The organism is Hoeflea algicola, assembly GCF_026619415.1.
Lineage (GTDB): Bacteria > Pseudomonadota > Alphaproteobacteria > Rhizobiales > Rhizobiaceae > Hoeflea > Hoeflea algicola.
Map to the genome: position 1 here is coordinate 2,652,809 of NZ_JAOVZR010000001.1, position 18,088 is coordinate 2,670,896.

The 18,088-nt window shown below is 58.3% G+C and carries 15 protein-coding genes; 13 read left to right on the forward strand and 2 right to left on the reverse strand.

The window, feature by feature from the left end; all coding sequences use genetic code 11:
• Nucleotides 1-139: 139 nt before the first annotated feature.
• Nucleotides 140-922 (reverse strand): IclR family transcriptional regulator, encoded by a 783-nt coding sequence (locus OEG84_RS13010; protein WP_267654151.1) that lies wholly within the window; start codon nt 920-922, stop codon nt 140-142.
• Nucleotides 923-1,119: 197 nt separating this feature from the next.
• Here OEG84_RS13010 and OEG84_RS13015 point away from each other — a divergent pair, with 197 nt between their 5' ends.
• From OEG84_RS13015 to OEG84_RS13075, 13 genes are all read left to right on the forward strand, one after another.
• Entirely contained in the window at nt 1,120-1,509 is a 390-nt protein-coding gene (locus OEG84_RS13015; RefSeq protein ID WP_267654152.1) for a hypothetical protein, read from the forward strand.
• Between the two features lie 58 nt (nt 1,510-1,567).
• Nucleotides 1,568-2,416 (forward strand): alpha/beta fold hydrolase, encoded by an 849-nt coding sequence (locus OEG84_RS13020; protein ID WP_267654153.1) that lies wholly within the window; start codon nt 1,568-1,570, stop codon nt 2,414-2,416.
• Between the two features lie 221 nt (nt 2,417-2,637).
• A complete protein-coding gene (attM, locus tag OEG84_RS13025) occupies nt 2,638-3,408 on the forward strand; it encodes an AttM family quorum-quenching N-acyl homoserine lactonase (protein ID WP_267656178.1) in 771 nt (256 codons plus the stop codon).
• A 152-nt stretch (nt 3,409-3,560) separates the two neighbouring features.
• Nucleotides 3,561-4,736, forward strand: coding sequence for an ABC transporter substrate-binding protein (locus OEG84_RS13030; protein ID WP_267654154.1), 1,176 nt, complete (start codon nt 3,561-3,563; stop codon nt 4,734-4,736).
• Nucleotides 4,737-4,801: 65 nt separating this feature from the next.
• Complete coding sequence (locus OEG84_RS13035) at nt 4,802-6,619, forward strand: sugar ABC transporter ATP-binding protein (protein WP_267654155.1); 1,818 nt, start codon at nt 4,802-4,804, stop codon at nt 6,617-6,619.
• Nucleotides 6,616-8,049 carry an ABC transporter permease gene (locus tag OEG84_RS13040; protein ID WP_267654156.1) on the forward strand — a complete coding sequence of 478 codons (1,434 nt, stop codon included), beginning with the start codon at nt 6,616-6,618 and terminating at the stop codon, nt 8,047-8,049. Before OEG84_RS13035 ends, OEG84_RS13040 begins: the two co-directional genes overlap by 4 nt.
• The gene (locus OEG84_RS13045; protein WP_267654157.1) at nt 8,046-9,413 is read left to right on the forward strand and encodes an ABC transporter permease; all 1,368 of its coding nucleotides are present in this window, start codon (nt 8,046-8,048) and stop codon (nt 9,411-9,413) included. Before OEG84_RS13040 ends, OEG84_RS13045 begins: the two co-directional genes overlap by 4 nt.
• Nucleotides 9,414-9,463: 50 nt before the next feature.
• Nucleotides 9,464-10,165: a bacteriorhodopsin gene (locus OEG84_RS13050; RefSeq protein WP_267654158.1), complete on the forward strand. Its 702-nt coding sequence runs from the start codon at nt 9,464-9,466 to the stop codon at nt 10,163-10,165.
• A 57-nt stretch (nt 10,166-10,222) separates the two neighbouring features.
• The gene (locus OEG84_RS13055) at nt 10,223-11,908 is read left to right on the forward strand and encodes a flotillin family protein (RefSeq protein WP_267654159.1); all 1,686 of its coding nucleotides are present in this window, start codon (nt 10,223-10,225) and stop codon (nt 11,906-11,908) included.
• A gap of 56 nt (nt 11,909-11,964) precedes the next feature.
• The gene (locus OEG84_RS13060; RefSeq protein WP_267654160.1) at nt 11,965-12,390 is read left to right on the forward strand and encodes a hypothetical protein; all 426 of its coding nucleotides are present in this window, start codon (nt 11,965-11,967) and stop codon (nt 12,388-12,390) included.
• Nucleotides 12,387-14,336, forward strand: coding sequence for a sodium:solute symporter family transporter (locus OEG84_RS13065; protein ID WP_267654161.1), 1,950 nt, complete (start codon nt 12,387-12,389; stop codon nt 14,334-14,336). The genes OEG84_RS13060 and OEG84_RS13065 overlap by 4 nt, the downstream gene beginning before the upstream one ends.
• A gap of 31 nt (nt 14,337-14,367) precedes the next feature.
• Nucleotides 14,368-15,525, forward strand: a complete 1,158-nt coding sequence (locus tag OEG84_RS13070; RefSeq protein WP_267654162.1) for an iron-containing alcohol dehydrogenase — start codon at nt 14,368-14,370, stop codon at nt 15,523-15,525.
• 32 nt (nt 15,526-15,557) lie between these two features.
• Nucleotides 15,558-17,015, forward strand: a complete 1,458-nt coding sequence (locus tag OEG84_RS13075) for an NAD-dependent succinate-semialdehyde dehydrogenase (RefSeq protein WP_324288204.1) — start codon at nt 15,558-15,560, stop codon at nt 17,013-17,015.
• A gap of 815 nt (nt 17,016-17,830) precedes the next feature.
• Here the strand turns inward: OEG84_RS13075 and OEG84_RS13080 are convergent.
• Nucleotides 17,831-17,989, reverse strand: a complete 159-nt coding sequence (locus OEG84_RS13080) for a hypothetical protein (RefSeq protein ID WP_267654163.1) — start codon at nt 17,987-17,989, stop codon at nt 17,831-17,833.
• Nucleotides 17,990-18,088 lie beyond the last annotated feature (99 nt).

Here is an 18,088-nt window from a genome sequence, read left to right on the forward strand (position 1 = left end):
CTATCTCTCGTTTCAAGTACCAACCAGGTTTAGATATGCCGTTACTCGCCAGACATTTCCATTGACCGCCCAGAATTGGGAAGGCGGAAATGCTGATGACCGAGGACCAAGGACCAAGGACCAAGGCAAGATACAGCCGCTAATTGAGATCCGCACCCATTCTCACTGAAAGCCGCGCCGCCATGCGCTGCACATTCGAAATGATCTGGTTCTTCTCACTTTCGGAGAGTTGCTCCGCTTGCAGACTTACGGCAATACCCGCAATGGGTCGATTGCGTGAATCAAGCACCGACGCACCATAACAGACGAGACCCTCGGCGACCTGTTGGTCGTCGCAGGAATAGCCGTGCTTTCTGATGGTTTGCAGTTCTGACAAAAGCGCGTCGAGGGTTTGAACACTGTGCGGTGTGCGCGGCTCTGGCAGCCCGTCGGAAAGTAGACGGCGGACTTCAAAATCACTCATTTGGCTGAGGAATGCCTTCCCGGTGGCCGTGAATGGCGCGGGAAGACGCATGCCTGCACGAAATTCAATCAATGAATGGCTGACCGCAGAATTGCGCGCGGCGATGTAAACCACCTCTGTTCCTTCAAGCACGGACAGAGTGATGGTGGCGCCCGGCATTTCCGTTTCCTGATCCCACAAAGCGGCAAATTCCGCGGCGACATCGGACTGCTGTGTAAACGCATTCGACCAGCGCATGACATGAGGTCCGAGCTGAAAGGTCTGGTCGGGGCGCCGAATCAGCAATTCGAGTTGAACCAAAGTGTTGCACAGCGTGTGGGCACTGCTCTTGGCAATGCCGATCTCGCGGGCAATCTCCGAAAGACTGGGGTAACCCTTTGTACGTGCAATCAAATCCAATATACGCGTCCCACGTTCAAGTGCAGGGACCAGGTTTGTCTTCGTTTCTTCCTGCTTCATGAATATTTCCAGACGCAAAGATCATATCGTTCTTGACAGGTGTTTAGCCTATTGTTTATCGTTCTGTCTACGGGAAAGCGTTCAGCATGCTGAACACCAACCAGGCAACAGTGGCACCTAGCCTGATATTAAATTTGATCCGCGAGTGGAAGGCATTATTCGCGATGGCCGTGGTGGAGCGGCGGGGAGAGTGATGCATGGTGATGAGCGTGAGAGACTGGGCCACAAGGTTCAGCGAAGCATCTGACCGCGATCAGACAATCGGCGCGATGGCCAAGTATTTCACATGCACCTATCTGTGGGACATGGGGACGGCGAAGGTGATCGTCGAAATGATCGATGGCAAAGTCTATCGAATTAATGTCGATCCCGCACCGATGGATGCCTATGATTTTGCCCTGCGCGCCAGTCCCCAGACTTGGCGGGAATTTGCGCGACCGATTCCCGCGCCAATGTTCCATGGCATCTGGTCGGCGAGCTTTCGCCGCGACTTGAAGATCGAGGGCAATACGCTCGCACTGATGCAGAACCTGCGTAACTTCACGGTTCAATTCGAACTGTTGCGCAAGGTCGGTGTGCCTGTATGAGCTCGTCGCTGACCCAGTTCGCGCGTCCCACTAATTCCAAAATCTCATGGAGCCCGGTATGGCCAAGCAATCACCGGTAGTCGGTCGTTACGTTACCATTGACGTCGACGGTTGCGAGTACAAGGTATTTTACCTTCGCAATGGCAGTGGCGTTCCACTGGTCTGTCAGCACACAGCGGGATGTCACAATCATCAGTGGATGGGGTTGCTTGAAGATCCCGACATCACGGCAAACTACGACGTGATCGCTTATGATCTGGCACGGCACGGAAAATCCGATCCGCCCCACAACCGCGAATGGTGGAAGGAGGAATACCTTCTGACTGCCGAGCATTTCATGAATTTCATCACGGCGTTCTGCGAAGCTCTTGAACTGGACCGACCGATTTTCATGGGGTCGTCATTTGGTGGCAATGTCGCGTTGCAACTGGCGCTGCATCACCCCGACAAGTTCCGGGCCGTGATTCCGGTAGAGGCCGCGGAGCATGCGCCGGGATTTTTCCTCGATCTGTGGCGGCATCCCCACGCCAATGCTGCACAGGTATGCGGCTCGGGCGTCTGGGATCTGATGGCCCCGCAAAGCCCGGAACAGGATCGCTGGCAGACTTGGCACTATTACACCCAGGGCGCCGAAGTATTCAAAGGCGACCTGCATTTCTATTCGATCGACCACGACATGCGCGGGCAACTCGGAAACATCGACACTCGCCGTTGCCCGGTGATCATGATGACCGGAACCTACGATTATCTCACTCCGCCGGAAGCCACCGAGGCGACTGCCAGGCAGATCCCCGGCGGCATTTACATCGAGATGGAAGATATCGGTCATTTCCCGATGTCGGAGAACTACCCGCTTTTCGCCGTGTATCTGAAGGAAGCGCTTCGCATCATTGAATCCAAGTCCTGATCATTCGCGCCAGCGGGAACAATCGCCGGCAAGACCGCAAATCAAGGGTAAGCTTTATGAAGATCGTAGAATTCGATGATAAAGGTCAGCGGGTGGAAGTCGAGAATGCCGCGGCATCATCGAAATCGAGCGCCAGCAATCTGGCGCCGCGGCCTGATTTCAGTCATCGAACGCCGGATCCGGCGCGCCGGACGCGTAAGTCCTCCGGTATTGAATTGCACATGTTCCAAACCGGAACGCTGCGCACCAAGGTCAAATACATCAAGATGAACCAGGGCGATGGGGATTTCGAAATCCCGGTGCCTTGGTTTCTGATCAAGCATCCCATGGGAAATGTGGTGATTGACGGCGGCAATGCCGTCGAGGCCGCGATCGATAAGCGCGGACATTGGGGCGCCGTTGTTGATGCCTACGACCCGGTGATGAATATTGCCGACAACTGTGTCGACCAATGCCGTCTCGTCGGTGTTGAGCCGAATGGCGTGCGCTACGTGCTGCAGTCTCATCTCCATCTCGATCACACCGGCGCTATCGGGCGGTTCCCACGGGCTCAACACATCGTGCAACGCTGTGAATATGACTATGCCTTCAAGCCACATTGGTTTGCAGCGGGAGCTTACATCCGGGCCGATTTCGATCGACCGGGTCTGGACTGGAAGTTCCTGGGCGGGGAATACACCGACAATTTCGATCTTTATGGCGATGGCGTCATCCGCATGATTTTCACACCCGGCCATTCCACCGGGCACATGTCCTTTCTAATCACATTACCGAACACCGGGCCGGTGCTGCTGACCATTGATGCCGCCTATACGCTCGACCATTGGAACAACAAGGCATTGCCCGGTCTGGTCGTGTCTTCGTCCGACGCGGCGAATTCGGTCGCCAAGTTGCACCGGATAGCAGAGGACACCGGCGCCATGGTGGTCACCGGCCATGACCCGGACACATGGGAGTCTTTCCTGAAGGCTCCATACGATTTTTACGATTGATCCGCCGGCGCGGCAGTTCGCGCTGGAAGAATAGAGCTCAAGGGGCAGGGAGGGATTTTGCTTAGCAAAATCAGATAATTGCCCGAAAACCTGTCCACGGGATTATCCTGTGGAGGTGAGTGCCTGCAATGAGGACAGAGGAGACGCAATTCATGAGAACGTTCAGCAAAATTGCCTTGGCAGCGGGATTTTTGGCGCTTGGTGCCATCAATGTTCACGCCGAAGGTATCGATGAAATCAACCCGGACGTTGCCGCCCGGCTCTACAACCCCGACATGCTTGACCCGGCTCAGCCGATTGGTCCGAGCGCCTGGCGCGATTTCGTCGCCAAGAACCCGCCACCCTGGAAAATCGGCTATGCCAGTTCCTACGCTGGCAACACCTGGCGCGCCGGTGCCATGAACGAACTGCAAAATGTCATCATTCCCGAGTGGAAAGAACTCGGCTTGCTTGATGAAGTCGTGATCACCCAGTCGAACCTCAATGATTCAACCCAGATCCAGCAGATGCGCCAACTGGTTGATCAGGGTGTGGACGCCATCATCGTCTGTTGCTCGAACCCGACCGCCTTGAACCAGACCGTCCAGTACGCGGCTGACAAGGGCGTGCCGGTATTCTCGCTGACCGGCTACCTTACCTCGCCATACGCGATCAACTCATCGGTCAACTACCAGGTTGCCGGTTTCGAGATCGGCAAGAATATGGCTGAGCAAATCGGCGGCGAAGGCAATGTCCTGGTCGTCGAGGGCATTCCCGGAACTTCCGGATCTGACAGCCAGGACCGCGGCGTCAAGGCAGGTCTTGCTTCGGCACCTGGCGTCAAGGTCGTTGGCTCGGTTGCCGGCATGTGGACCGATCAGGTTGCGCAGGGCGAAGTGCAGAAATGGCTCGCCACCCATCCAGGCAAGCTCGACGGAATTGTCGTCCAGTCAGCCGCTGAAATGGGCGTTCTGCGCGCAGTTCAGCAGTCCGGTCGCGGCGATGTGCCGGTGGCAATCGGTGGTGAACTCGGCGCCTTGTGCTACTGGCGCCAGAACCCCGACTACATCACCGCTTCCTATCAGGTCTGGCCGCCAGCTGATGAGATGCAGTTGATCTGGAACATCATGATGCGGACACTTCAGGGACAGGGGCCGAAGATCCAGTCCGTCCTCGTCGACCCGATCAAGCTGACCTACGATGATCTGGCCAAGGTGATGGCAGAAGATTGCAGCCTGGACACACCTGACTGGCTTGCCGTTGGCGCCGATCGCTGGGGTGGGGCGTCCGAATACCTGGACGACTTCTTCCTCAAGCCTGCCGACCCGAAGAAATACGTCGCAAAGTAACCATTGAAGCGGGGCCACTCCTGCGGTGGCCCCGCAGCTTCCAAACCCGTTTTGCCGGAACCATGATGACCCCTCACCCCACTGACATCACACCAGCCGCTCCGGGTCGCGACACGATCCTGGTGCGCAATGTGAAGAAGTATTTCGGACCGACGCGCGCGCTTGATGGCGCCAGCTTCTCGGCCCGTGCGGGCGAGATTCACGCCGTGGTTGGTGGTAATGGCTGCGGCAAGAGCACAATGGCGAAGGTCGTCTCGGGCATCCTGCCGATTGACGGTGGCTCCGTCTCCATTTTGGGTGAAACGCCATCGACGCCGGCCGAGAGCCGGGCCCTCGGCATTTCGACGGTTTACCAGGAGGTGCTGGTCGCGGACGAAAGTTCGGTCGTCGACAACATCTTCATGGGGGCAGATTCGCTCTTCACCAAGAAAATGTCACAAGACCGGAAAGTGCGTCGTGCGGCAGACCTGATGCGCGAATTGTCCGGCGAATCGGTTGATCCCTTCGCCATGGTGGGAACACTCCCGCTCGGCCTCAAACAATGGATAACCATTGCTCGCGCGCTGTTGAGCGAGCCTAAAATCCTAATTCTCGACGAAAGCTCTGCCGCGCTCGATTTCGACAGTACCGAGCGGTTGTTTGCCAAGATGCGCGCGCTTCGCGACGGCGGAACCACGGTACTTATCGTCACCCACCGGATTGCCGAACTGATCCGCATCTCCGACCGTGCCACCGTGCTGCGTGATGGGCGCGATGTCGGCGTTCTCGAAAAGCATGAGATCACTGAAAAGAACCTGCTTGCGCTGATGACCGGTGAAGATCAGGGGGATGCCCATCACGCGCTTCAGGCCCCACAGCCCGCCGATAACACTGTTGCCTTGCAGGCCAGTAATCTGGCGATCTGGCCGGAAGGCCGTCAGTTCGATTTTGAACTGCGCCGTGGCGAGATTGTCGGCGTCGCAGGCCTCGATGGACAGGGCCAGGATGGTTTCGTTCGAGTGCTGGCCGGCGTGCAGGAAGCGGCTCACGGCCTGATCCAGGTTCGCGACCACCATGGTGAGTTGCATGTGGTGCGCAATCAGGCTGAAGCGGTTGCCCATCGCATCACCTATGTTTCCGGCGACCGCAAGAAGGAAGGCATTTTTGCGTCATTGTCGATCTTCGAAAACATGGTCATGCCACTCTACCGGGAAAAGAAGCGTGCCGGAATTCTCGGCATTATCGATCGCGAAGCGCTGGGTGCTATCTTCAAGCGCGAAGTCGACAATCTGATGATCAAGTTCGGCATGCGGGATGACAAGATTACCTCGCTGTCGGGCGGCAACCAGCAGAAGGTGCTGATTGGGCGCGGCTTTGCCATGCGCCCCGATGTCATCGTTCTCAATGATCCGGCGCGCGGCATCGATGTGGGGGCCAAGGCGGAGCTCTACAAGCACCTGCGCAGCTTCGCCAGCGACGGAAAATCCGTAATCTACATGTCGTCGGAGCTTGAAGAATTTCTGGGATTTGCCACCCGGGTGATCGTCTTTCGCGACGGCGCGCCGTTTGACGCCTTTGATGGCCGCCGGCTTGATCCCAAAACAATTCTCGAGGCGATGTTCGGGCAGACAGACGGACAGGGGCTGGGAACCGAGTATGGGCTGGTTCCTGGCCGCATTGCTTCCGGTTCGTCGGATGCCTCGATATCGGCGGACGGCGTGCGGGTCACCGTTGTCGTCCCCGACGCGCTCAAACCCGGCAAGGATCAGGCACCCAAGGCTGATATCGCTGCTGCTGATCCCCCCCGCACCGATACGCCGGTCAAGAACCAGGCCGCAGGTCGCCCAATCAAGATCATCGAGTTCGCTGCCGATACACTTCAGCCAAGGCAGGTAAAGCTGTGAGCCAGGCCATCCCCTTGCCCGAAGCCGCAGCTTCCACGGATGAGCCATCCCGCGGCGGGAGGTCCAACCCTTTCTTGCTGGTGCCGATCAGCCTGTTTTTCCTGTTGCTTGGTCTGGCCGTGCTGCGTTCGCCCAGCCTTGTCACCAGCGCCGGTATCGGAAGCGCCATTATCGTGGCGACGCCGCTTATCCTGGCCACTTATGCGCTTATGGCGGTGGTGATTTCAGGGCGTGGAACCGTCGATCTGTCGGTGGGACCGCTTATCGGCTTTGTCAATGTGACACTGATCCAACTTCATGGCGCCGGTGTTCTGGAGAACCCGATCGCTGTCTTCGCCTATGCCATCGCGGTGGGGGCGGCCTATCAGTTGATATTTGCCTTGATCGTCATCTATGTCCGGGTACAGCCGATCATCGTCTCGCTGTCGGGCTATCTGGCGCTTTCAGGCCTCAATCTTGTGATCCTGCCTCGCCCCGGCGGCGTTGCCCCGCAATGGATGGCGGATTGGGGGCTCGGCACCTCGATTTTCTCGCCGGTTCTGCTGATTCTGGTGCTGGCCTCGCTTGGCTGGATGCTGTTCACCCAGACGGCTTTCTTCACCCATCTGCGGCTGATGGGATCGGATGAGCGCGCGGCCTACACCAGTGGCGTTCCCATCTATGTGGTCAGGATCGGGGCGCATTTGATCTCCGGGTGCTTTGCCGGTCTGGCAGCCATCGCGTTCACAGCACTAATTTCATCGGGTGACCCATCGCAGGGAACCACCTACACGCTGATCGCGGTCACCGCGCTGGTTCTTGGTGGCGCGTCGCTGGCCGGCGGGCGCGGCGGGGTGTTCGGCTCGTTCCTGGGGGCGATCAATCTCTATTTGATCACCTTCGTGCTGGCGACCTTCAACTTCGGCGCGGTACAGAGTTTTGTCACCAATCTTGCCTATGGCACGATCCTGGTCGTTTCGTTGCTCCTGACGTTGATCATTCCCTTCATCCAGCGGCATCTGCGCAATTTCTCTCCGCTGCTGTATTTTGTGGCGCTTTCGGTGGTTGCGCTTGGCGTGATCCTGCATGCGACATTCGATTATCAATCCGGCGCAGCAACGCCTCAGCAAAGCGAAACAACCGAACCGGTGATTGTGTCCCAGATGCTCGAGCCGATCGAGCCAGAACTGCTCTATGTCGCACCGCTCGAAGTTGCCGCTCCCAACCCGCAGGAACGTGCCTTGCGCGCCGAGGCCACACCGGTGATCCTGTTCGTGCTGTTGATGGTGGTGATTGCGGTTTTCTTGCGGCTTGCGTTCTCGATGTCTGAAAAGCGCAGCCTGGCTCCTGTGGTCGCGGTGGTGGTGCTGGCGCTGGTGGTGCTTGGCGCCTACATGATGCGCCATCCTGACGGCCTCGCCCTGTCGCCTGCAACGGAGGCAGTAGAATGAATTCCGCCTCCACTCAGCCTCTCGGTTTGCCTGCAAAGATCATCGGTCTGGTGGTCGGGATCATCCTCACCGTTATCGGGGTCATCTTCGGCTTCATGCAGGGCACCTCGGTGCAAATCATCATCCTCTCGGCGATTGCAACTTTGGCAGCCTTTGTCTGGGGCTGGCGTTATGTGCTGGGCCAATTCATCGAAGCGCAACCGGAAAACGCGGAAGGCCCCAGCGAAATTCGGCGGGTCTGGCTGCAATTCCGTCCGGCACTGATCGGGCTGGTTGCGATCCTGCTGCTGTTCCTTGTGTTGTCGCTGACGATTGAAAATTTCTTCAATGTCTGGAATGTCATCTCGCTGCTGATCCTGCTCAGCATTATTGTCATCACCCGGACACTGGGGCGTCAATTCCAGGAAAACCGCTCTGCCTTCATCGGCATCATGGTGCTTTCAGGATTGTTCTCGATTGGCGCGATGAACATTGATGGCTTTGCCTCGACGATGAACATCAAGTCGATGCTGTTGTTCGCGGCGTTTTTGGGCATAGCCTCGGTCGGGCAGACGCTGGTGGCGCTCCTGGGCGGGCTCGACCTTTCGATCCCCTTTATCATCGGCGCGGCCAATGTCGGACTGCTCTATCTCATCAGCCTCGGGGTTCCGCCGTGGCTTGCAGTGATCATCGTGCTCGCCATTGGCGTCTTGCTCGGGGTGATCAATGGTCTTCTGAGTTACCGGCTGCAAGGACAGGCGTTGATCGTCACCTTGGGCACCGGCTTTGCCATTTCGGGTGGCGTGCAGATACTGACCTCGATCGGCACTGCTTATGGCGGCAATGTCTTCGGCACGGTACCTGGATGGCTGTCGAATCTGGCGGCAATGAACGGCGAGACGTTCGGAATTCCGCTGCCGCCGGTGATTGTAATCTGGGTGGGGATCATCGTGATCCTGACCATCGGCATGCGCTATTCGGTCTACGGCCGTTATCTCTACGCGCTCGGCGTCAATCGGACATCTGCCAAGCGGGTGATGATCTCGGAGTTGAAGTACTGGGTCATGATGTATGCGATTTCCGGCTTCTTCGCAGCACTTACCGGTGGGCTTCTGCTGGGATGGAGCGGTGGCGGGTTCATCGGAGTGGGAGACCAGTATCTTTTCCTCACGCTGGCGGCTGTCGTGGTCGGAGGCACATCGCTGCTTGGCGGCCAGGGAGGTTACGGCTTCACCGTGATTGGCGTGCTGGTTCTGCAGGTCCTGTCTTCGTTTCTCATCGGCATCGGTCTCGATTTCGAATGGCAGCAATTCATTTTCGGGCTGCTGATCCTCCCGATGGTCGCGCTTTACGCCCGCTCACCGCACATCAGGACGCAGATATGAGGACGCCTGGGCAATGACACACAAGATACTACTCGTAGGGAGAGCCTAAAATGGCAGTGTTCGAGACTACAGATCTGACCGCCGCGAGCTATTCAGTAGCCCTTTACGGGTTGGCGGCGACGTCGGTGCTGTTGCTGCTGGGAACGGCCTGGGTGGGGCGTGGCTGGAAGATCGCCGTGTCCTTGTGTGCGGTAGCGGCCCTGATTGGCGTTGGCGCCCTGCATGAGGCCCGCACGGCCTGGGCAACGGCTGGCAATGTGCCGATTGTCTATCACTATGTCGGCTGGACTATCTCCATGCCTCTCCAGATTCTGGCACTCTATTTCATGGCCAGCCAGGCCGGAAGGCTCAGCGTCGGCTTGTTCTGGCGACTGGTGGTTGTATCGGTGCTGATGGTGTTCGTGCGCTATCTCGGCGAGGCCGGTTTTATGCACGCCACACTCGCCTTCCTTATCGGCCTGGTGTTCTGGCTCTACATTCTGGGTGAACTGTTCTTCGGTCAGATGGACGAAATCATTCGCGGATCCCTGCGCGAGCCGATGCAACGCGGCTATTTCTGGCTGCGGCTGATCGTAACGGTCGGCTGGGCCATCTACCCGCTGGGCAATTTCATCACGTCCTTCGGCGGCTATGTCGATGATGGCGCCCTGAGTGTTGCCTATAATCTGGCCGATTTCCTCAATCGCATGGCCTTCGGCCTCGCCATTCTGGCCACCGCAGTCCTCGACAGCGAAAGGCCCGACGATGCCTGATTTCATTTGCGCCTTACGCAAGCCCGCCAATCTGACGAATAGTGAAGGAACACTCCAATGATGGGTGCAGATATCATCGCCATTATTATCCTTGCTGCGATTGTTATCGCCGTATGCGCATATCTGCTGCATTGGCTGTACCGTCGTTCGACCAAGGATGTCTCGTTTGTCAGAACCGGTTTTGGCGGCGAGAAAGTGGTCATGGGCGGCGGCGCCATGGTGTTGCCGATCCTGCACGACCTGACCGAAGTCAACATGAACACGCTGCGGCTGGAAGTTACCCGGGCGCGGGAAAAATCTCTGATCACCAAGGACCGCATGCGGGTTGAGCTGACCGTGGAATTCTATGTCCGTGTTGCCCCCAACAACGAGGCGGTGGCGACCGCTGCGCGATCGCTCGGCAACCGCACCATGAAGGCCGAGCAACTCAAGGACCTGATCCAGGGCCGGTTCGTCGATGCCATGGGTGGTGCTGCGGCCAAGATGACGCTGGAGCACATCCACGAGCACCGCCAGGAATTCGTCAAAGAGGTCAAGAAAGAGGTGGCCGAAAGCCTCGAGCTTGATGGTCTCGAACTGGAATCGGTCTCGCTGACGTCGCTCGACCAGACCGACATCAAGCTGTTTGATCCTTCCAACACCTTCGATGCCGAGGGCCTGACGATCCTGACCGAACAGATCGAGAGCCGCAAGAAGAAGCGCAACGACATCGAGAAAGACACCCAGATAGCCATGCGCACCAAGAACCTCGAGGCCGAAAAGCGATCGCTCGAGATTCAGCGCGATACCGAATATGCCCGCCTCGACCACGAAGCCGAAGTTGCCATCCAGCGGGCGCAGCGCCGTTCCGAGATTGCCACCGAAACAGCCGGCCGCGAACGCGAGATCGAGGCAATCAAGCTCAAAGAGCGTGAATCCGTCGAGCGCACGCGGATCGATATGGAGCGCGAGATCGAGCGGCTTGAAATCAAGCGCCGGGAAACGCTCGAACTGGAGGAACAGGCGCGCGAAATTGCTGTCTCCGTCAAGTCGAAGGAGCGCTCGGAAGCACAGACCGGTGCAGAAACCGCGCGTGCACAGATGGTCGAAGCGCAAGAACGGGTCCAGACCATTCGCGACACCGAAATTGCCAACCGTCAGAAGGTGGTCGAATTGATCGAAGCCTCAAAGGCTGCGGAATCCGAGGCAACCAGGATCAAGATCCTTGCCGAGGCCGACAAGATCGCATCCAAGGATCGCGCCGATGCCGACCGTATCGCCGTCTCCGCACTGGAAGAACGCTACCGCGTGGAAGCTGCCGGCAAGGAGAAACTCAATGCTGCAGAAAACATGCGCTCGGACGCCAGCAGGAAGAGCGGCTTGCACAAGGCGTTGGTGGAAAGCCTGCCGGCCATCATCCGCGAGAGCGTCAAGCCTATGGAGAAGATCGAAGGCATCAAGATCCTCCATGTCGATGGCCTTCCCGGCCTGTCGGGCAACATGAGCCATGGCGGCGACGGACCCGGGCCGGACGGGGCGGGTCCGCGCGACGGAAACCTTGCCGAGCAGGTGGTTTCTTCGGCCCTGCGCTACCGTTCACAGGCGCCCTTCGTCGATCAGCTGCTGGGCGAAATCGGGATGAGCGGAGATTCAATCCACCGCTCACACACACTGCAGGATCTGTCCAAGGTGGTCTATTCCGAGCCCAATGCCCCGGAGGCAGAACCAAAAGCCAAGTCCGGCAAACGTCCAGCCGATAAGTAAACCGCATTTCCCGGGGGCCTGTGCTCCCGGGTGCCCGCCTCACCGGAGAGTCCGCCATGTCGGCCAAGCCGAACACAGAACGCGATCTGCTCGTCTTTTCAATCTGGGCGGTGCTTGGATTTGGCGGGCTCGCATTTCTGCTTGAGGGCTTCAAGCGGAATTCCTACCTCATTACTCTTTTGGGAACAGCATTCATCGTGGCTGGCTTTGTCGCTCATATCATCGTCAATGGTTTGTATCAGCAGGGGTTCAGGTCCGGTGAAACTGCGCTCGGGATCGGTCTGTTCGGAGTCCTGACATTCACATTTATTGCCGGCGTGTTCTCTGGTGGGATGTCGATGGTCGACTACTATTCCGGCTTGACCCTTTTCGCCGTGCTTGTGGTGGGCTTCATCGCCTATTTGTCGACGCGTCACGGACTTCGCGGCGCTTTCTCACGTTTCCACGTCAAGACTTCGGTCAGCGGAGATGGCAGTCGATGACTGATGCCGGAAACATGATCTGGCTGCCGCTGTTCGCTCTGTTCTACGTCGCGGTGATGTTGTTCTGGACACGCGTCGCCGCGCTAGAGAACCGTAATTACGAGACTTATTTCTCCGCCGGCCATACGCTCTCCCCGTGGATCTCAGCCATCATACTTGCGGGCGCCAGCCTGTCCGGCTGGTTTCTGCTCGGCGGAAGCACCGAGATTTCGGTTCGCGGCTTTACACAGCCCGGCATCTTGCAAGGCGGGATCCTGTTGGCCTTGCCCGGTGTTCTGTTCTTCAAGCGCATGTGGTTTATCGGTCAGCGTTTGCGGCTCTCGTCACAGACCGAGTTGTTCCGCAGCTATTTCGACAGCGACTTCCTGGTGGTGGTTTCGACTGCAGTTGCGGTCTTGTTTGCTGTTGGTTTCGCCGGATTGCAGTTGCGCGCCCTGTCGGAAATCATCGCCGCACTGAGCGGCGGCATGATATCGCAATTGATCGCCGGGTTGTTTCTGGGCGCCGTGCTGTTTGCCTATGTCGGCATCGGCGGCATGCGCGCTGTCGGGTATTTTGGCGTCATTCAAACCGTGCTAGCCTTGACCGGCGTGGTGGGATTGGCAGGGTTCGTGCTGATCAGCACCGGTGGATTTACTCATCTAAATGATGGGCTGCAGGCGCTGGCTGAGGGGCCGGACGGCGCCGGGCTGTTCATGGTGTCCGGCGTGATCCAGTTTTCTGCGGGTCTCGGGCGCGGCGCGGTCTCCGGACATGCAGAAACAGCGTTGACCAGCTTCGGCTTGGCGCTGGCCTTCATGGGCTTTCAGGCCAGTCCGCTCACCGCTAAAATCGTTATGTCGACCCGCAATGCAAACGGCTTCGCTGCCGGCCAGACCTGGGTGATGGCCGGTGTAGTGGGCGGCATCATCGTTTTTGGAATAGCTATCATCGGCGCTGCCGGCCTTGTCGATGCGAATATGTCGCTGGGTGGCATGCTGGCGCAGTTGCAGACTGATTCACCCTGGTTCATGGCCTGGCTGTTTCTCGGCGCCATCGCCGGCGTGCAACTGCTTGCCGGCCTGGGGTTGCTGACCGCAGGTGAAAGCCTCGTGCGTCATGTGTACAAGCCCTATTTCCACAGTGGGCTTTCGCGCATGGCGACGGTCAATCTGACCCGAATTGTAATCGGTCTGTTGACGCTGTTGTCAGTGCTGATGCAGTCACTGGCACCGGTGACCTTGTCCGCACTTGCCGCGTTGGCCTTGCCGCTGTCGTTTCAGCTCTGGACCCCATTGCTGGGCATAACATGGCTACGCTGGATCACCCGGTCAGCAGCAGCCACTGGGGTAGGTTTCGGCATCGCCGGCGTGCTGCTTACTGAACCGCTGGGCTATCAGGTCCTGTCATTTTTGGGGTTGGAATTGCCCTGGGGGCGCTGGCCCTGGACGATCCACTCAGCGGCCTGGGGCATGGCCGCCAACCTCACCGCTGTGCTCATTATTTCGGCCATCACCAATCGAAATGCCTTTGGTGAAGAGGCGCAGGAGGCGCGGCGTTTTGTGGCCAGCACCTTGCGTATCGGGTCGCGCGCAAGGGCACTCGGTGCGGTAGCATGGTCGGTCGTTCTGGCCTGGCTTTTCCTTGCGGTCGGGCCCGGGTTGGTATTCAGTAATTCCGCTTTCGGCGCAATTGATGCGTCGGGTGGAGAGTGGGCGGTGGGCATGCCGTCGATCTGGGCCTGGGCGCTTTTGTTCTGGGCCTTGGGTGTTGGGATAGTCTGGTTCCTGTCTTACAAAATGGAAATGGCCAGTCCCCATATGCTGGAAATTGCGGCTTACGAGCCGAGGAGAAAACTCAAACGCGACCAGTCTTCGATCGAACGCGAAAGACTGCGCAAACTGATCGTGACCGGCGCGCTGGCCTTCGTTCTGATTGTCCTTGTCGCATTCAGCTTCGGCGGCTGAACAACCTATTGCCGAGAACAGGGAGAGTACCGTGACGCCTTTCATCTTCAACACCTCAAAAAGCATCCAGTTCGGGGCAGGCCAATTGGGCAGGCTTGGTGAGCTTGCGAAAGCCCAGATGGGCGCACGGGTGATGCTGATCACCGATCCCGGCATGATGCGAACGGGGATTGTTGAAAAGGCGCTGGCGGTGCTTGAGGCGGCCGACATTGCCGTCGAGATGTATTCCGATGTGCAGGCGGATCCACCCGAGGCGGTCATCCTTGCAGCCGTCGAGCAAGCCAGAGGCGCTTCCGTCGACGGCATCATCGGACTTGGCGGCGGCTCGTCGATGGATGTGGCCAAGCTGGTATCGGTACTGGTGTTGGGCAAGGAAACGCTCAAATCGATGTACGGCGTCGGCAACGTCAAGGGGCCGCGGTTGCCGTTGATCCTGGTGCCGACAACGGCGGGCACCGGTTCGGAAGTCACGCCGATTTCCATCGTCACCACCGGCACCAACGAAAAGATGGGCGTGGTCTCTCCGGTGATACTGCCGGATGTGGCCCTGCTCGATCCGGAACTGACGCTCGGGCTGCCGCCCCACATCACCGCCGCAACCGGAATCGATGCGATGGTGCACGCCATCGAATCCTATGCTTCGGCCAGCGCCAACAATAATCCATTGTCGCGAATGCTGGCAACCCAGGCACTCACCCTGATGGGCCGTTCCGTGCTCAAGGCCGTGCATGAGGGCCATGACATCGCCGCCCGATCAGACATGCTGCTCGGATCGATGCTGGCAGGCCAGGCCTTTGCCAATTCACCGGTGGCAGCAGTCCACGCTCTGGCCTATCCGCTGGGCGGGCATTTCCACATTCCGCATGGTCTATCCAACGCGCTGGTGCTGCCGCATGTCTTGCGCTTCAACACTGCCACAGCGCCTCAGCCCTATGCGGAGATGGCGCCCTACGCATTTCCCGAACTGGCGAGATACGAAGGCCAGGAGCGCGCTGCTGCGTTCTGTGACCGGCTGGCGGAACTGTCGGCTGCTTGCGGTTTGCAACAAACCCTCAGCGCCATGAACATCCCGAAGGATTTCCTGCCGCGCCTTGCCTCGGATGCCATGAACCAGACCCGGCTCCTGGTCAACAATCCGCGCGAAGTCAGCGAAGCGGATGCACTGGCGATCTACAGCGCCGCCTACTGATAATTGAGCTCCCAGAGCTGAGAGGAACCACCATGACGCTTCAATTGTCGGACCCGAGCCTGATGGAACATCGCGCCTATGTGGCAGGCGAATGGAAGGCAGGCGTGCGCAGTTTTCCGGTTTTAAATCCGGCCACGGGTGAAGAATTCACCCGTGTTGCCGATCTTGGCGCGGACGACATGCGCCTTGCCATTGATGCGGCCTATGCAGCACAGAAAGAGTGGGCGGCGCGGACCGCAAAGGAGCGTTGCACAATCCTGCTCAAATGGCAGGAACTGATGCTCGATAACACCGAGGATCTGGCCCGGATTCTGACTGCCGAGATGGGAAAACCACTTGCGGAGGCGCGTGGTGAAATCGCCTATGGCGCCAGCTTCATCCAGTGGTTCGCCGAGGAAGGCCGCCGGGTCTATGGCGACGTCATCCCCGGCCACCAGGGCGACAAACGGATAATCGTGCTCAAACAACCGATCGGCGTTGTCGGCTCGATCACACCGTGGAATTTTCCCAATGCAATGATTGCCCGCAAGGTCGCCCCGGCATTGGCGGCAGGCTGCGCATTCGTCGGACGGCCGGCGGAAAAAACGCCGCTGTCAGCGCTGGCGATGGCTGTGCTGGGCGAAAGAGCCGGTATTCCCAAGGGCATCTTCAGCATCGTTACCGGCTCCGATTCCAAGGGCATGGGGCTGGAGCTGTGCACCAATCCGAAGGTGCGCAAGCTCACATTTACCGGCTCGACCGAAGTCGGCCGGATCCTGATGCGGCAATGCGCCCATGACATCAAGAAACTGTCGCTGGAGCTTGGTGGCAATGCGCCGTTCATCGTTTTCGACGATGCCAATCTAGACAAGGCAGTCGAAGGCGCATTGATCGCCAAATACCGCAATTCCGGCCAGACCTGCGTCTGCGCCAACCGCATCTTTGTGCAGCGCGGTGTGCTCGAAGCGTTCTCGGCCAAACTGTCCGAGGCCACGGCCAGGTTGAAGGTAGGTGATGGCGCCCGGGACGGCATAAGCATCGGCCCGATGATCGACGAGGCCGGTCTCGCCAAAGTAGAGGATCATGTTCAGGACGCGGTCTCAAAGGGCGCCCGGGTACTGACCGGCGGAAACCGCTCCAATGTCGGCGGCAATTTCTACGAGCCGACGGTGCTGACCGGTGTGAAGGCCGGGATGAAGATCCTCACCGAAGAAACTTTTGGCCCGGTCGCACCGATCATAGAATTTGACACGGTCGACGAAGCGATTGCGCTCGCCAACGATACCGAATTCGGCCTGGCCGCCTATTTCTTCAGCCGCGACCTCGCCCGCGTCTGGAAGGTCGCCGAAGGCCTCGAATGCGGCATGGTCGGCATCAACACCGGGCTGATCTCGACGGCCGAAGCCCCCTTCGGCGGCATCAAATCGTCCGGTCTTGGCCGCGAGGGATCAAAATACGGTATCGATGAGTTCCTCGAAATCAAGTATCTCTGCATGAGTGTCGAGGACTAAGACGGTGGCCATTTTTCATGCAGAACATTCCGTCACTGTCGCGGGTCTGAGAGCGAGTTGAGAAGATGGACATGATAGAGCCCCCCGCCTCACCTCTTCCGACACCTTGCGCTCATCCTTAACTGTCTCTGGCCCAACGCGCGCCTTGAAGCCCGCTCCATGGTTCGGCGTTTTGGCATGTTCTAACCTCCTCTTTTCTGGAGATCAGCAGACGTCAGATCGCAATTTCCGTCACTGTCCGATCCCCGGGGAGTTCAGACGGGCGGGACGCGAAATGGTAATCAGCGTTCTGCTGAACCAACGCGAAGATTAAAGCTGCAGAGAAAGACGTAGCTTATGGAGTGATGCTTGTATCCCGCCCCACCGAGGTATGGAGAAGGCGCCGTATCGGGATACGCAGAACGCCCCGCTAGGCTGAACCATGCGGTTTTTTTGGATTTGGTTGCGAAGGCCTGATTGCAGGGAGACTTGCAACGAAGTACGGCATTTTGAAGGTGGTATTGCCACGTTATTTACCGCGGCATTCGAGGTACTGGTGATCAGTGGGCCAGGGCTCCATTTCGGCAGCGTTATCGGCCCAGAGGCTGAACGCGTATTCCAAAGCGTGACCGTATGAGGTTGCGGTAAGCTGGTAGCGGCGGGGCTGAAGACCAGGTCGATTGAGCATGCACGGACAGACACCTCTGGGCTTGCCAGTGTGAGGTGAATTGTCGGCAGACGATGTTTACGTAACCCATGGAGGGCATCTCGCGCGAAAGTCGCTTTTGCCTGTCGGAAGGTGTCGCACTCCTCCGGCACGAGCACCAGTTCAAGGTTCATTCGTCGGAGTTCAGCGCCTGCCCCGTCCGTGGCCCCTCCCAAGTATGTGACTTGGATTTGAGTGTGGCCTTGCCATCAATTTGATAATCGAAGGTGATCTCGATGAAGCTGCCATCGAGCAGTTCAGCGCGATTGTCACCATTAACCTCATCCAATTCGTCGATGCCGGTCTATGTGATGATCACCAACGACGGATTGAAGCTGAGATCGACGGTTGGATTGCAGAGTGCTAAAGGCCGCTTCACCGTGGTTGT

Bases quoted from the DNA above. Each gene is read 5' to 3' on its own strand.
- OEG84_RS13075 (WP_324288204.1), top strand. From the start codon at position 15,558: ATGACGCTTCAATTGTCGGACCCGAGCCTGATGGAACATCGCGCCTAT.
- OEG84_RS13010 (WP_267654151.1), bottom strand. From the start codon at position 922: ATGAAGCAGGAAGAAACGAAGACAAACCTGGTCCCTGCACTTGAACGT.
- OEG84_RS13020 (WP_267654153.1), top strand. From the start codon at position 1,568: ATGGCCAAGCAATCACCGGTAGTCGGTCGTTACGTTACCATTGACGTC.
- OEG84_RS13050 (WP_267654158.1), top strand. From the start codon at position 9,464: ATGGCAGTGTTCGAGACTACAGATCTGACCGCCGCGAGCTATTCAGTA.
- OEG84_RS13065 (WP_267654161.1), top strand. From the start codon at position 12,387: ATGACTGATGCCGGAAACATGATCTGGCTGCCGCTGTTCGCTCTGTTC.
- OEG84_RS13060 (WP_267654160.1), top strand. From the start codon at position 11,965: ATGTCGGCCAAGCCGAACACAGAACGCGATCTGCTCGTCTTTTCAATC.
- attM (WP_267656178.1), top strand. From the start codon at position 2,638: ATGTTCCAAACCGGAACGCTGCGCACCAAGGTCAAATACATCAAGATG.
- OEG84_RS13015 (WP_267654152.1), top strand. From the start codon at position 1,120: ATGGTGATGAGCGTGAGAGACTGGGCCACAAGGTTCAGCGAAGCATCT.
- OEG84_RS13030 (WP_267654154.1), top strand. From the start codon at position 3,561: ATGAGAACGTTCAGCAAAATTGCCTTGGCAGCGGGATTTTTGGCGCTT.
- OEG84_RS13035 (WP_267654155.1), top strand. From the start codon at position 4,802: ATGACCCCTCACCCCACTGACATCACACCAGCCGCTCCGGGTCGCGAC.
- OEG84_RS13045 (WP_267654157.1), top strand. From the start codon at position 8,046: ATGAATTCCGCCTCCACTCAGCCTCTCGGTTTGCCTGCAAAGATCATC.
- OEG84_RS13055 (WP_267654159.1), top strand. From the start codon at position 10,223: ATGATGGGTGCAGATATCATCGCCATTATTATCCTTGCTGCGATTGTT.